Source organism: Corallococcus sp. AS-1-6, from assembly GCF_020037015.1.
Classification (GTDB): Bacteria; Myxococcota; Myxococcia; order Myxococcales; family Myxococcaceae; genus Corallococcus.
Genome location: NZ_JAIQDE010000019.1, coordinates 36,285 through 51,037 on the forward strand (window position 1 = coordinate 36,285; position 14,753 = coordinate 51,037).

Consider the following 14,753-nt stretch of genomic DNA (forward strand, 5'->3'; position numbering starts at 1 on the left):
TCACATCGACCGTTCGACGAGCGCCGTCAACTCCGCGTCCGTGAGCGGCAGCGGATTGCCCTTCATGCTGCTGGCGGCGCGGGCCTTGGTGACGAGCTCCGGGAGGGCCGCGTCGGTGAGGCCCATGTCGCGCAGGCCCCGGATGCGCACGGCGTGGACCAGGTCCTTCACCCAGGTGATGCCGTCCTCGGCGCGGGCGTTGGACTGGCCGGTGAGCAGCGCCGCCACCTCCTGGAAGCGGGGCAGGGCGGGGTGGCCCGGAGCGCGCGAGCGCAGCGCCTCCAGGTTCACCTCCAGCGTGGCCCCCAGCAGCGCGGCGCACAGCGCGCCATGGGCCGCGCCGAGCATCCCGCCCAGCGGCGCCGCGAAGCCATGCACCGCGCCCAGCCCCGAGTTGGCGAGGCACAGGCCGCCGAAGAGGCTGGCGAGGGCCAGGTCCTCGCGCTCCGCTGGACCGGGGCCGTGCAGCACCGCCTTGCGCAGCGAGCGCGCCGAGCGCCGCATGCCTTCGCGCGCGAGCGCGTCCGTGAGCGGCTGGGCGCGGATGGACAGGAACGGTTCAATGAGCTGCGACAGCGCGTCCAGGCCGCCCGCCGCGAGCACGTCCGCGGGCGCGTGCTCCAGCAGGTCCGGGTCCACCAGGGCGACGCGGGGGAGCATCATCGGGCTGCGCAGGCTGGCCTTCACGCCGGCCTCCTTCGAGCCCAGCACCGCGTTGCGCGTCACCTCCGAGCCGGTGCCCGCCGTGGTCGGCACGGCCACGAACGGCAGCGACGGCTTCGTCAGCGCCTGTCCCCGGCCGATGACCTCCAGGTAGTCCAGCGGGTCGCCCCCGTTGGCGGCGAGCGCGGCGATGGCCTTGCCCGCGTCGAGCGCGCTGCCTCCGCCGATGGCGACCACGGCGTCACAGCCGGAGTCCACGGCGGCGGCGGTGCCTTCGCGCGCCAGCTCGACGGTGGGCTCGCCCGGGACGCGGAAGGAGGCGGACGGGATGCCCAGCCGTTCGAGCCCGGCGCGGACGGGCTCCGCGCGGGTGGGGTTCGTGCCGGTGACGAGCAGCACCTTCCGCCCGCCGAGGCCTCGCACGAGGTCGGGGACTTCCTGGACGCGGCCCGGGCCGAAGAGGACGCGGGTGGCGGTGGCGAACTCGAAGGGGGCGGTGGACATGTCACCAGGCCGCGTCGTCGGGGAAGCGGTTGGTGTAGCGGCGGGCGGCGCGGGGCTCGGCCATCATGGGGGCGACGGTGTCACGCCACGTGAGGTAGTGGGCGGTCTCCTTGTGCGCGGCGGGAGCGTCCGGCGTGCGGTAGGCCTCCACGAGGACGAAGCGGGTGGGGTCTTCGTTGTCCTGGCAGACATCGAAGCGGGCGATGCCGGGCTCCTTCACGCTCTCGCGGGCGTTGGCGAGGGTGGCCTGGAGGAAGGCGTCGACGTGCTGGGGCAGCACGTGCACGTGGACATGGACGACGAGCAGGCTCGTGGACATGGCGCGCACGGTAGCGCGGGCGTCCCCGAGCGGAAACCGGTAGGGTTCCGGGCCGTTCACTCTCCCCAATTCGGAGCAAGACAGCGCATGGTCTCGGACCTCTTTGACGCGTCCCGCTGGCAGCCGGTGGAAGGCCACAAGTTCAAGGACATCACGTTCCACCGCGCGGTGGATCAGGGCACGGTGCGCATCGCGTTCAACCGGCCGGAGGTGCGCAACGCGTTCCGTCCGAAGACGGTGGACGAACTGGCCCGGGCGCTGGAGGCCACGCGCTTCATGACGGACGTGGGCGTGGTGCTGCTCACGGGCAACGGGCCGTCGCCGAAGGACGGCGGGTGGGCGTTCTGCTCGGGAGGCGACCAGCGCATCCGCGGCAAGGACGGCTACAAGTACGAGCCCGGCGAGGACGCGGCGGACCCCGCGCGCCTGGGACGCCTGCACATCCTGGAGGTGCAGCGGCAGATCCGCTTCCTGCCGAAGGTGGTCATCGCGGTGGTGCCGGGCTGGACGGCGGGCGGCGGGCACAGCCTGCACGTCGTCTGCGACATGACCATCGCGAGCAAGGAACACGGGATGTTCAAGCAGACGGACGCGGACGTGGCCAGCTACGACGCGGGCTACGGCAGCGCGCTCCTCGCGCGGCAGGTGGGGCAGAAGCGCGCGCGGGAAATCTTCTTCCTGGGCCAGGCCTACACGGCGGACGAGGCGTTCCAGATGAACGCCATCAACAAGGCCGTGCCGCACAAGGACCTGGAGAAGGTGGCGCTGGAGTGGGCGGCGGAGATCAACACCAAGAGCCCCACGGCCATCAAGATGCTGAAGTATGCCTTCAACCTCCCGGACGACGGGCTCGTGGGCCAGCAGCTCTTCGCGGGCGAGGCCACGCGTCTGGGCTACGGCACGGAGGAGGCGCAGGAGGGCCGCGACGCGTTCGTGCAGAAGCGCAAGCGCGACTTCAAGCGCTTCCCCTGGACGTACTGAGGCCGCTCAGATGTTGATGCGGGAGCTGACCGTCCGCACGTCCAGGCCCAGGGCCGCGAAGTCCGCGGCATGGGCCCGGAGCAGCTCCAGCAGCCGGGGATGCACGTCCTCCTCTTCGTTGGACAGGATGAAGCCGTAGTTCGTCTTGGACAGCATCCAGGAGATCCACAGCATCTCCGTCGCCTCATCCGGGGTCGGCGCGACGTCCAGGTCCTCCTCCGGGGACAGCGCGCCGCCCTTGCCCCAGCGCAATCCCAGACATGAGTACAGGACCTCGCCCGCGTCCTCCCACTGGAGGTTGTTCGCCCAGGCGTGCCGGAACGTCGCGAAGAAGATGACGTAGCGGCAGAGGTGCTTCAGCGCCTCCACCTCGCCGGGCTGGGGCGTCTGCGTGCACGTCACAGCGCTCACCGCCCTGGCGCGGGGCTCGGTGACCTTCGCGTCCAGGTCCATGCGCTCCGAGCGCACGAACCACGGCGCGTCCTTCCCCGGCACCTTCGCCCGGAGATAACGGCAGACGAACGCGGGCGCGGAGTGCGCGACCAGGTCGTCGGAGAACCGGTGCACCTCCTGCCACTGCGCTTCAATCGCCGCGCCGTGCTCCGCGAAGAACGCGTCGATGTGCTCCCCGAGCAGCTTCCAGAAGAGCTGTCCCGCGTGCGCGTAGCGGTGCCCCTCGCAGACCGGCGTCGCGGGCGCGAAGCCCTTCCAGTCGTAGCTCCCCAGCAGGTGCTCCAGCCGCTGGTTGATGCTCCGCTCCGTCAAGGCGCTGGCCCGCGAGATGTACCCCGTGGGGCCCACCAGGAACCCGTTGGCGGCGTGGTTGATCAACACCACCTCGCGCAGGTGCGGCATCAGCAGCCAGCGCAAGGGATTGCGGCGCAGGTTGCGGTGCGCGGCGATGGCGTACTGCTCCACGTTGAAGTGGCACTGCCCCAGGTGGTTGCCCAGCTCCACGTCCAGCGTCGCGCTCACCCGCGCCATCCGCTTCGCCGCCTCCCAGGCCGCGCCGTCCGCGGGCGTGTACGTCCGGCGCGTCACGGGTGAGCCGGGCGCCGTCGCACCGGGCTCCCGCATGCCCAGGATGATCCGCTGGGGCATCAGCTTGCCGTCCACCAGCCGCAGCCGGAGGTCCACGTCCGGCAGGCAGTGCACGCCGTCCTGCTCATAGGCGTTCCATGGCAGGTACAGCCGGAAGGCCTGGTCGTCCCCAGGCACCTCCGGGTCGCGGTCCAGGACGCTGGAGAACATCCCGTTGAGCAGGCGCTCTCCGAACCACGCATCGCTCCGCGAGGAGCCTGGGGACTCGCGCTCCATCCGGACCGTCGTCGTCTCCGGGTAGTCCGCCTGGATCTTCGCCAGGGTTGGCGCCTGTCCCAGGCGGATCTGCAACTGGTGCTGCCGCTTCACCAGCTCGATGGGCGCGACGGCCTTGAGCATCGCCAGCGCGCGTCCGGGCGCGTACGCCGTCGGCGGAGTGCCTTCCTCCACCACCAGCAGGCGCGCCAGCGGCGTCGTCGGATCGTATTCCCAGTAGGGCAGCCGCAGCGTCCCGAAGTCGTACTCCCGCCCCGCGTGGTCATCCGGTCCGCGCTCCGAACCGATGCGCCTCCAGGTCTCCACCACGCGGCCGTCCTGGCGGAACGTGTGCTGCGGCTCGAAGAAGCGCAGCTCCAGGTCCGGCAGGTCGCCTTCACCCGCGTCCGCCGGGTCGTAGCGGATGGCGAACGAACCATCCGCCGCCGTGAAGCCCTCTCCCAGGAAGTCGTCTGGCGTGCCGAAGTCCCGGTCCCACAGCTCGACCTTGATGTGGTGCAGGGGAATGGGGCCCTGGGGGCCGTCATGCTCGAACATCAACCTGCCGGTGACGACGGCGGGGAGGGCCGACACGTCCCGGAGCGCTCGCGGCGCGCGCACCTGCTGGACCAGGTTTCGGCTGACCGCCAGCCGCTCCTTCAGCCCCAGCCCCGCGTACCACCGGGCCAGCTCCTCCGCCTCCAGGAGCGGCGGCTCCACGGCCTTCGACGAGAACCCCAGCGAGGTCAACAGCCGGCGCCACGCGGTCCGCATCAGCGCCGGGCCTCAATCCCATGCAGTGAGGTCTTGGCGGAACCACCCACCCACAGGGGACGATCAGGAGCGCGCTTCATCGCGCCGGAAGCTACCACGGTGGCCCGGGCCTTCATCCCTGGGGGCGATCCACTATCGGCTCCAAGGCACGCGCCTGCGATGAGCGGCCCGGCGCGAGCCGTGGCTTGTCCGCCGCGACTTCATCGGCGTACCTTGGGTTTGACGTGCTAGTGGGGAAATCCATGACTGTCGATTACACGCTAACGATTCGCACGAACTCGAAGCTCGGTGCCGGAACGAACGCGACCATCTCCGTGGTCCTGGTGGGCACGAAGGGCGAAAGCCCGCCGCAGACGCTGGACAAGCGCTTCCACAACGACTTCGAGGCCGGGGCGGTGGATGCCTATGTCGTCAAGGCGGAGGACCTGGGCGACCTGCTGCTCTTGCGCTTCTCCAACGCGGGCGGCGGGGTGGGCGGCGACTGGCTGTTGGATTCGGTGACCGTCACCGCGACGGGGAAGCACTGGTTCTTCCCGTACTACCGCTGGGTCCTGGCGAAGACGACCGCGGACGTCCTGGAGGGCACCGCGCGGCTGCCCCAGCACGTCCCGCACGAGCGGGAGAAGGCCGCCCGGCACGAGCTGCTCCAGGCCCGCCAGCGCATGTATTCGTGGCGCCCCGCGGAGGCGACCGCGGGCCTGCCCGGCGCGCTCGACATCTCGGAGGCGCGCCCGCTCCCCAAGGACGAGCTCTACCGGGGGCTCGTGGACGGCAGCTACGAGGTCGTCATCGCGAAGACGCTCGCGGCCATCAAGCTGCACATGCCCGTGCTCACCAAGGCGTGGAACGGCCTGGTCGACATCTTCGACTTCTTCAAGGGGCTGGAGCTTCCCAAGCTCGCCCAGCGCTGGCAGGACGACGTGGAGTTCGCCCGTCAGGCCGTCCAGGGCATCAGCCCCGTCCACATCCAGTCCATCACCGCGCTGCCGGAGGGCATGCCCGTGACGGACGACGCGCTGAAGGGGCAGCTTTCGCCCGGCACGACGCTCCAGCAGGCGCTGGCGGGCAAGCGCGTGTTCCTCCTCGACTTCGAGATCCTGGGCGACGTGCCCATGTTCAAGAAGACGGACAAGGCGGGCGTCGAGGAGCGCCGGTGGGCGCCCGCGTCCCGGTGCCTGCTGTACCTGGACGACACGCGGCAGTTGCGGCCCATCGCCATCCAGCTCGGGAGGGATCCGGAGCTGGATCCGGTGTTCACGCCCAATGACAGTCCGCACGACTGGCTGGCGGCGAAGATCTACCTGCGGTGCAGCGAGGGCAACGCGCACCAGATGGTGGGCCACGCGCTGCGCACCCACTTCGTGGCGGAGCCGTTCGTGGTGGCGACGATGCGCAACCTCCCGGACCCGCACCCTGTCTACAAGCTGCTGCGCCGCCACTTCCGCTACACGCTCGCCATCAACGAGGGCGCGCGGAAGGGCCTGCTCGCGGAGGGCGGCGTGTTCGACGACCTCATCGCCACCGGAGGCCCCGACCAGGGGCACCTGTTCCTGGGCAAGAAGGGATACCGGGCCTGGAAGCTCACGGACAACCAGCCGCGCCCGGACATCGAGCGGCGCGGCGTGCTCGACCCCGCGGTGCTCCCGAACTACCCGTACCGGGATGACGCGCTGCTGCTGTGGGACGCCCTGGAGGAGTACGTGGGCGGCGTGCTGGGGCACTTCTACAGGTCCGACGAGGACCTGGTGCACGACACCGACATGCAGCGCTGGTGGAAGGACCTCACCGAGCACGGCCTGCCCGTGGACAAGCTCCCGTGCGCGGAGCTGAAGCGCGTGTCCGACCTCACGGACATCCTCACCACGGTCCTCTTCACGGTGAGCGTCCAGCACGCGGCGGTGAACTACCTCCAGTACGAGCACTACGCCTTCGTGCCCAACGCGCCGCTGTGCATGCGCCAGCCTCCGCCGCGCAAGAAGGGCGTCCTGGGGGAGAAGGACATCGACGCGATGATTCCCTCCAAGACGCAGATGCTCTGGCAGGTGGCCGTGGGCCGCGCGCTGTCCAGCTTCGGGGACGACGAGGAGTACCTGCTCCACGAGGGCGGCTGGCGCGAGGACTACTTCCAGGAGCCGGAGCTCATCGCCATCCGCGACCGCTTCCACTCCCGGCTGCGCGCGCAGAGCGAGGCCGTGAAGGCGCGCAACGCGCAGAGCGCGGTGCCCTACACCGTGCTGCAGGCCGACCGCATCCCCTGCGGCATCACCGTCTAGCGCTGTCAGGAGCCACCGCCCGTGCCCAACGCCCTCTCTCGCGGCATCTTCAACCTGTTCTTCGGCGCGAAGCGCAAGCCGTTCGCGTCACTGCCCGGCCCCCAGCCGGGGATCCTCGGCACGGCCGGGGACTTCCTGGGGGCTTCGCCCTGGGATGTCTGCGCGCGCTATGGCCGCGAGTACGGCGGCGTCACGCTCATCTGGATGGGACCCAATCCGGGGCTGGTGCTCAACGACCCGGCGCTCATCGCGGAGGTCTACGAGTCCCCGCGCCGGATGGAGTTCGAGAAGGGGAACATCAGCGAGCAGATCCGCCCGTCCACGACGGACGACACGGCCTTCACGGCGGAGCTGCGCGGGGACTGGGTCCAGAAGCGCGCCCTGGAGCCCACGGCCCGGCCGTGGGCCGCGGAGTCGCTGGCGGACATGGTGGGCCCCATGCAGGCGGCCATCTCCGAGTCCGTGGACGCGCTGCTGAAGCAGGACCGCATCGACTTCACGCCCGCGCTGCGCCGGATGACGTTCGATGCGTTCTCGGTGGCGCAGGTGGGGGAGAAGCTGCCGGATCAGGTGTTCGAGGACTTCATGCTGCTCGCGAGGGCGGCGGACGCGCGCATCCAGTCGAAGCTGCCGCTGAAGTTCGTGAAGCCGCCCAAGGACTTCGAGGCGGTGAAGGCCCGCTTCTACGGGCACTTCGTGGACCGCATCCGTGAGGCTCGCAAGCGGCGGGACCCGGGGGCCATGGACGTCATGTCCCGCTACCTGCGGGAGACCCCGGGCATCGATGATCAGGTGTTGGCGCACATGCTCGGGGGCACGTATTTCGGAGGCGCGTTCTCCTCCAGCGTCACGCTGGTGGGGGCGTTCCACCAGCTCAACAAGTATCCCGAGGCCGACGCGCGTCTGGCCACCGAGGCGGCTGCGCTCGTGGCGGACGGGCCGCTGACGTCCCAGAAGCTGGAGTCCGCGAAGTGGGCGGAGGCGGTGGCCTATGAGGCGCTGCGCATCCTGCCCGCGGTCCGGGTGATGACGCGCACGCCGTCGAAGGACACGCAGCTCGCCGGGGTCACGTTGCCGGCGGGGTCGATGATCATGATCTCGAACCAGCACCTGCACCGCGACCCGGCGCACTGGCCGGACCCGGACACGTTCAAGCCCGAGCGCTGGCTGGACGGAGGCACGACGCGAGACCCGCTGGGGAGCGGCCACTTCTTCCCCTTCGGGCGAGGGCCACGCGCGTGCGTGGGCGCGGACTTCGCGATGGTGTTCCTGAAGACGGCGCTGACGACGATTGCCTCCCGCGTGAAGGTCCACCTGGATTCGACGGAGCCCTTCGAGGAGGGCTTCTTCTTCGGCGTGGTGCTGCCGAAGGGCGTCACGGGGAGGCTCGCCGCGCGGACAGCCACGGCACTCCAGGACGCACGCGCCCGGAGCGCCTAGAACGGAGGCCCTCCCGGTGGAAGTGGCGCACGGCAACGCTAGCGCAGCGCGAACCGCTTCCTGTAGGAGCCTGGAGACAGTCCGGTGCGAGCCTTGAAGCGGCGCCGGAACGACGTGGTGTCGGCGTAGCCGACGGACTGGGAGATGTCCTCCACGGTTCGAGGCGTGGTCTCCAGGAGTCGCCGGGCGGCCTCGATGCGCAGGCGCTGGACGTAGTCCAGGGGCGTATCGCCGGTGGCCTTGCGGAACCGGCGCAGCAGCGTGCGTTCGCCCAGGCTCGCGGCCCCGGCCGCTCCCGCCAGGGTCACCGGCTCCGAGAGGTGGGCCTCCAGCCACTCCTGGGCGCGCAGCACGGCGGTGTCGCCGTGGTCGCGAGGCGTGGCGTGCACCCTGTCTGGGGCGTGGAACCGCCGGCCGGGTTCCACCAGGAGCATCCTGGCGCAAAGCGCGGCCAGCTCCGCGGAGACCTGCTTCGCGACCAGGTGCAGGCAGAGGTCCAGGCAGGCGGTGATGCCGCCCGTGGTGAGCACGTCGCCATGGTCCACCAGGAGCAGTTCCGGCTTGAGCGCCACGCGCGGATAGCGGGTCGCGAAGTCCCGGGCCAGCCCCCAGTGGGTGGTGGCCTCCCGGCCCTCCAGGATCCCTGCCTCGGCGAGCAGGAAGGCGCCCGCGCACACCGCCGCCAGCTTCGCGCCTCGCGTGTGCTGTCCCGCCAGCCAGTCCCGGGTGGAGCGCTCCGCCACGCATTGCTCCAGGTCGCCCACGAGCGCGGGGATGATGACGACGTCGAAGCGTTCCGTCGGATCCGGCACCCGCGCCGGGCCCAGCATCAGGCCATGGAAGCTGCGCACGGGGCCGGGGAGGGGCGCCACGAGCTCCGTCGTGAAGGGTTCTCCGCCTCCCTGGTCCCTGCTCAGGCGGTTGGCCATGGCGAACACGTCCAGCGGGCCCGAGACGCTGGAGGCCACGCAGCCCTCCAGGGCCAGCACCGCGACACGAATCGACGAGGACCCGGCAGGCATGTGCGTTTGTCGGTTTCCGCCCCGGATTTGTCAATCCGGACACTCCCCTCGGGGCGCGGGCCCGCGTATTCGACGGGGCGACGCACCAGGACCCGAATGAAGGAGGACGTCCGTGGAGAACACCGCACTGCTGCTCATCGACATCCAGAATGACTATTTCCCCGGGGGGCGGTTCGAGCTGGATCGTTCGGATGCCGCGGCCACGGAGGCCCGGGCGGCCCTGGACCGCTTCCGGGAGCGCGGCGCTCCGGTCATCCACATCCGCCACGAATCACCGCAGCCCGGCGCCACCTTCTTCCTGCCGGGGACTCCGGGCGCGGAGATCCATCCTCGAGTCGCGCCCCGACAGGGTGAAGCGGTGGTGCTCAAGCACTTCCCCAACAGCTTCCGTGAGACGGACCTCCAGGAGCGTCTGCGGGCCCTGGAGGTGAAGCACCTGGTGGTCGTGGGGATGATGACCCTCATGTGCGTGGATGCCACCGTGCGGGCGGCCGCGGACCTGGGCTACACGGTCACCGTGCTTGGGGATGCGTGCGCGGCCCGGAGCCTGGAGTTCCAGGGCCAGCACGTGCCCGCGCCCCAGGTCCATGCCGCGTTCCTGGCCGCGTTGGGGATGGGCTACGCCAGGGTCCTGCCGACCGCCGACTTCCTGGCCCAGGCCGGGCGCTGACCAGGAGGGGGCGAGCATGGCCACCTCGCCCCCCACCGCCGGCCAGCAGCGCCGGTACGGCTTCCCGTGCCCGCCGACGGTTACTGGCTCGCGAGCTCGTACGGCCTGAGCGACACCACCGCGTTGCCGCGTGCTCCGCTGTAGCCGGTGTAGAAGTGGTTCTTCTCCAGGGTGTAGAACGAATCGACGTAGTCGTCGTCGTTGGTGAACCATTCGCCTGGCATGCGGTCCACCAGCCCGCTGCCCAGGGCCACCAGGGCGCCAATCTCCGGCTGGCCCATGGCGGTCAGGATCTGGCTCGCGACATTGAACAGGTAGCTCACCAGCTCCTGGTAGCTGGTGTTGTCGTCGTGCTCCATGAGGATGACGTTCGCCGCCGCCCAGCGGTAACGCTCCCAGAAGATGAGGACCTGGTTCGGGGAGTAGGTCCTGCCGGCCACGTCCAGATAGGGCATGTCGACGATGTCCACCTGCGGCGCGTCACGGCTGGGGTCGACACCGTTGACGATGGCATAGACCTCCGCGTTGCCGGAGATCCAGGGCTCCTGGTCGTCGTTCAGGTAGATGCGATCGAGGATGGTCACCGGCGTGCTGGTCGCCGCGGCGGCCGTGTCCAGGGCGGGCAGGGGACGTTGCCCGAGTGCCACGAGCTGCTCGCGCATCAGCTTGATGCCGGCGGCCAGGTCCCTGCGCGCGTCGAGGTCCACCACCAGCACCGGCTGGTCGGGCATGCGGTGCACGTCGAGGTGGTGCACGCGGCCCAGGCCATCGAAGGCCTCGATGAATCGCCACTGGGCGTCATCGCCATCCGGCTCGTACGCGTAGAGGGGCTCAACGCCTTGCTGCAATGCCGCCAGCATGGACGCGCTGGCGAGACGAAGCTGAAGCAGGCTGTCGAGCTCCCGATCGATGCCCTTGAGCCGGCGGATGTTCAGGTCCGCTCGCTCCGCCACGCCCGTGACGGAGGACGGGGCCGACACGGCGCCCAGCCACTGCTTCAGATCCACGGAGAGGTGCTCGCCGCTCAAGCGGGAAGCGAGAGCCTTTCGCAGCACCGTGTCCTGCTTCGCCAGGGTCAGCGCCACCTCACGCTTGTCGGCGGCCAGCGACACGCTGATCCGTTCGCGCAGCGCCGCTGGCTTCATGGCGGCGGCTCGAGCTTGAGAGGCTGCGGTCACGCAGACGAACAGCGCGATGACCATCCCTATCCGTTTCATTGGACTCTCCTGTGGTGGGTGAGGGTGAGGCGTAGCCGTCCACGAATCCAATCGTGGGGGCGTACTGCTCCAGCTTCGCGCGGACCGGGCCAGGGACCTGTTGCCAGGTTGATGGCGGCGCGTTTGTTATTTCGGGCCTTGTTCAGTGATGGGCTCTGAAGCTCTCGACGCGTCCTCGATGCCTACGGCGGCGCGCATCTCCTTGAGCAATTGCTCCATCTGAAGCGTTGCCGCTGTCCGGGCCGGTTGAATCTTCCTGAGACTTCGAAGTCTCGCGCCATCGGTCCTGACGGTGGTGCTGATCTTCTCGTAGCTCTCTTTGAGCTGGAGGGTCTTTGATTCCAGGGAGTCGATGTAGCCTTTGACGGTTTCGGAGTTCTTCGCGTTGGGGTGGATTCCTCCAATCCCTCCGGCAGTCAGGTAGCCTCTCAGTACAGTGGTGCCCGCGGTGTACGCCAATACGCGCCGGGAGGTGATCGACATGCAGTCCGCCAGTGACTCAGCGATGTCCACCTCGTCGGTCAGCTTCTCTGTTGCCTTGAGGCATTCGTTTTCCTCTTGGGCAAGTGCTGCTGCCTGTGACTCTATGGAGCGTGCAGCGTTGGCAAAAGCTTGATTTCTGGCGACTGCGTTGGCGATTTTGTCGACGGTCTCGTTCTTCTGAAGGAGTTCCCAGATGCTGCCAGCGCATAACGCGATGGCTCCAGATGCCAATGCGATGCCTTGGCCACGGGAAATCGGTTCATCACCTCTGACCGCGATCGAGATCCCGCTGATCAGGCTGGTGACTCCTCCGCCGCCGATCAGGGCTGTTTTGAGCGCGATGGAGTCTTCTCCGGAGAAGAGGTCCATGTGCTTGACCATGTCGCTGAAGACCTGCCTCTCGATGGCGGAGTTCAGCGAGATACTGGTTGCTGACTGTAGGGAAGATTTGATGGTCTCTACGTAGGTCTGCTCGTTCTTCGCCCAGGCAGTCTCCGTGCTCTTCCGTCCTGCCAGGAACCCGGACAGAGATGCTGCGATCGTGCGTGCGTCTGATTTTATCTTCTCCCTGGCAGGATCGAATTTCTGTGCGGATAGGTTGACGGCGGCGTTTCTTGAGAGCTGGAAGACGTCCACGTTCTCGTCGTCAGAGAGCTTCTCGAGGTTTTTTGTGTTTGTTTTGTCTCTGATCTCCTTGATGATCGACAAGGCCTCGTTCGTGTTCTGGTTTTCAATCGTATCGACCTTGCTGCTGAGCAACTTGAGCTGGCTGCTTGTTTGGTTGTTGGCCTCGATCGCCTGGCGCACGGCGCTGTCGATGAGTGCGCGCACCTGGTCGGACGTCAGGGCGGTGCCTTGTGTGGCGGTTTGTTGTTCAGGGGATGCTGGGTCGGATTGTGCGATTGCTGGTGATGATGTGAGCCATAGAGTCATCAACGCTTTATGGAAGAGGCGGGGCGACATGGCGTTCTCCTGAGTCAGTCGGGGTTGGGTGAGAACTCCTTCAGGCTGCTCCCCGTCCGTAGCTGATCGTGAAGATGGAACAGGGATTGGGAGCCGTCGCGGGGGCGGTTACCGTCGTCGCCCCTTCTCAGGATGAACAATCTCGGGCGTTCAGATCAAGAGCCCCCGGTGTGGGTGAAATTGGCCCCGCCGGGGTGATGTCTGCCCATGGGGTCATTCACAATGCCTTGGGTGGCACTGACCGGGGGCTATGCCGCGTCGTGGAAGATGATCCCCGCCGTGTGCCGCTGCCCGGAGCGCACGCGGCTGACACCGTGACGCAGGTTGACGCGGTACGTGCCCCGCGTGCCCTGGACCGGGCGGTGGTGCACCGCGAAGACGACCGCGTCTCCCTGGCGCAGCGGGACGACCTCCGCGCGGGACTGCATGCGGGGACGCTGCTCCGTCAGCACGAACTCGCCGCCCGTGAAGTCCCGCCCGGGTTCGGAGAGGAGGATGGCCACCTGGAGCGGGAAGACGTGTTCCCCATACAGGTCCTGGTGCAGGCAGTTGTAGTCGTCCACGCCGTAGCGCAGGAGCAGGGGCGTGGGCCGCACCTGCCCGGCTTCATGGCAGCGCGCGAGGAAGTCCGCGTGCGCGTCCGGATACCGCACGTCGATTCCCATCGCCGTGTTCCAGCGGTTCGCGATGGGCACCAGGTGCGGATACAGCGCCGTGCGCAGCTTCGTCACGAGCTCCGGCAGCGGATGGTCGAAGTATTTGTATTCACCCCGGCCAAACCCATGCCGCGCCATCACCACGCGGCTGCGAAAGGCGTCGTCCAGGTCGTAGAGCAGCGCCAATGCCTCGCATTCATCAGGCGTCAGCAACTGCTCCAGCACCGCGCACCCGCGGGCATCCAGCTCCCGGCCCGTTTCTTCCCAATCCCTCACCGCTGCGCCTCGCGCTCCAGCAGCGCGCGCTTGCGCTCCACGCCCCACCGGTAGCCAGACAACGCGCCGTCATTGCGCACCACCCGGTGACACGGAATCACCACCGCCAGCGCGTTCGCGCCGCACGCCTGTGCCACTGCCCGCACGGACTTCGGTGAACCAATCCGCTCCGCGATGTCCGTGTAGCTCGCCGTCTTGCCGGCCGGGATCTCCCTCAACGCCTGCCACACGCGCTGCTGGAACGCCGTGCCCCGCACGTCCAGGGGCAGGTCCAGCCCCACGCGTGGCGCCTCCACGAAGCCCACGACCTTCGCCACCAGTTGCTCGAACTTCGCGTCCCCGCCCACCAGCATCGCCTGCGGGAAGCGGTCCTGGAGGTCCTTCGCCAGCGCGTCCGGATCATCCCCCATCAGGATGGCGCACACGCCCCGGTCGCTCGCGGCCACCAGGATGGGCCCCAGCGAGCACTCCGCGATGGCGAAGCGGATCTCCGTGTTCGCGCCCCCGGCGCGGAAGTTCGTCGGCGTCATGCCCAGGACCTGGCTGGAGGTTTCGTAGAAGCGGCCACTCGAGTTGAACCCGGCGTCGTAGATGGCCTCCGTGACGGAGCCGCGCTTCGTCAGCCCCGTGCGGATCCGCTCCGCCCGCTGCGCCGCCGCGTAGCCCTTCGGCGTCAGCCCCGTCACGGCCTTGAACACCCGGTGCAGGTGATACGGCGACAGCCCCGCTCGCTCCGCCAGCGCGTCCAGGCTCGGCAGCTCCTCGGAGGCCTGGATGAAGCGGCACAGCTCGGCCACCCGGTCCGCGTGCTTCACGGCGAGCGAGGGCTCCCCCGGCTTGCACCGCTTGCATGCCCGGAACCCCGCCTGCTCCGCCGCCGCCACCGTCGCGTGGAACCCCACGTTCTCCGGCCGCGGCGTCCTCGCGCCACACGACGGCCGGCAGTACACCCCCGTCGTCCTCACGGAATAGAAGAAGCGCCCGTCCGCCGCCGCGTCCCGGGCGACGACCGCCGCCCAGCGCGGGTCGCCCACCGTCGCCGCCGCGAGCGCCTCCGTCTTCGTCGCCATGCTCCGCCTCCCTTCGTTGACTCCGAGGCGAAACCTAACCCCCGGTCCCCAGGCCAGCACTCCGCGCCTTGCGGTCGAATTCGGGCCGCCATGGAACAGGGCGTCATGGCGTGACGCGCCCCCATCGCGCCGGGAGTGAACCCCTC

General features: G+C 68.9%; 12 protein-coding genes. 4 read left to right on the forward strand and 8 right to left on the reverse strand.

Annotated elements, in window-relative coordinates:
- Together K8612_RS24400 and K8612_RS24405 are read right to left on the reverse strand one after the other, a co-directional pair.
- Positions 1-1,167, reverse strand: coding sequence for an iron-containing alcohol dehydrogenase (locus tag K8612_RS24400; RefSeq protein WP_223764050.1), 1,167 nt, complete (start codon positions 1,165-1,167; stop codon positions 1-3).
- 1 nt (position 1,168) lies between these two features.
- Positions 1,169-1,486: a putative quinol monooxygenase gene (locus tag K8612_RS24405; protein ID WP_223742865.1), complete on the reverse strand. Its 318-nt coding sequence runs from the start codon at positions 1,484-1,486 to the stop codon at positions 1,169-1,171.
- Positions 1,487-1,573: 87 nt separating this feature from the next.
- Between K8612_RS24405 and K8612_RS24410 the strand changes: the two genes are divergently transcribed.
- A complete protein-coding gene (locus K8612_RS24410; RefSeq protein ID WP_014395551.1) occupies positions 1,574-2,467 on the forward strand; it encodes a 1,4-dihydroxy-2-naphthoyl-CoA synthase in 894 nt (297 codons plus the stop codon).
- Positions 2,468-2,473: 6 nt separating this feature from the next.
- Here K8612_RS24410 and K8612_RS24415 read toward each other — a convergent pair whose 3' ends face one another.
- On the reverse strand, positions 2,474-4,537 hold the full coding sequence (locus tag K8612_RS24415; protein WP_223764051.1) for a lipoxygenase family protein: 2,064 nt from the start codon (positions 4,535-4,537) through the stop codon (positions 2,474-2,476).
- 242 nt (positions 4,538-4,779) lie between these two features.
- On the opposite strand from K8612_RS24415, the gene K8612_RS24420 reads away from it, so the two are divergent.
- Positions 4,780-6,810 (forward strand): lipoxygenase family protein, encoded by a 2,031-nt coding sequence (locus K8612_RS24420; RefSeq protein WP_223764052.1) that lies wholly within the window; start codon positions 4,780-4,782, stop codon positions 6,808-6,810.
- Between the two features lie 21 nt (positions 6,811-6,831).
- Entirely contained in the window at positions 6,832-8,250 is a 1,419-nt protein-coding gene (locus K8612_RS24425) for a cytochrome P450 (protein ID WP_223764053.1), read from the forward strand.
- Positions 8,251-8,288: 38 nt separating this feature from the next.
- Here K8612_RS24425 and K8612_RS24430 read toward each other — a convergent pair whose 3' ends face one another.
- Positions 8,289-9,272 (reverse strand): GlxA family transcriptional regulator, encoded by a 984-nt coding sequence (locus tag K8612_RS24430; RefSeq protein ID WP_223764054.1) that lies wholly within the window; start codon positions 9,270-9,272, stop codon positions 8,289-8,291.
- Positions 9,273-9,384: 112 nt separating this feature from the next.
- On the opposite strand from K8612_RS24430, the gene K8612_RS24435 reads away from it, so the two are divergent.
- Positions 9,385-9,942: a cysteine hydrolase family protein gene (locus K8612_RS24435; RefSeq protein ID WP_171424248.1), complete on the forward strand. Its 558-nt coding sequence runs from the start codon at positions 9,385-9,387 to the stop codon at positions 9,940-9,942.
- A gap of 80 nt (positions 9,943-10,022) precedes the next feature.
- Here K8612_RS24435 and K8612_RS24440 read toward each other — a convergent pair whose 3' ends face one another.
- The 4 genes from K8612_RS24440 to ada all read right to left on the reverse strand — a co-directional run bounded on the left by K8612_RS24440 (position 10,023) and on the right by ada (position 14,607).
- On the reverse strand, positions 10,023-11,087 hold the full coding sequence (locus tag K8612_RS24440; RefSeq protein WP_223764055.1) for a DUF3103 domain-containing protein: 1,065 nt from the start codon (positions 11,085-11,087) through the stop codon (positions 10,023-10,025).
- Between the two features lie 198 nt (positions 11,088-11,285).
- Positions 11,286-12,605, reverse strand: coding sequence for a hypothetical protein (locus K8612_RS24445; protein WP_223764056.1), 1,320 nt, complete (start codon positions 12,603-12,605; stop codon positions 11,286-11,288).
- A gap of 248 nt (positions 12,606-12,853) precedes the next feature.
- Positions 12,854-13,537 (reverse strand): 2OG-Fe(II) oxygenase, encoded by a 684-nt coding sequence (locus tag K8612_RS24450; RefSeq protein ID WP_223764057.1) that lies wholly within the window; start codon positions 13,535-13,537, stop codon positions 12,854-12,856.
- Entirely contained in the window at positions 13,534-14,607 is a 1,074-nt protein-coding gene (gene ada, locus K8612_RS24455; RefSeq protein ID WP_223764058.1) for a bifunctional DNA-binding transcriptional regulator/O6-methylguanine-DNA methyltransferase Ada, read from the reverse strand. Before ada ends, K8612_RS24450 begins: the two co-directional genes overlap by 4 nt.
- Positions 14,608-14,753: the final 146 nt, after the last annotated feature.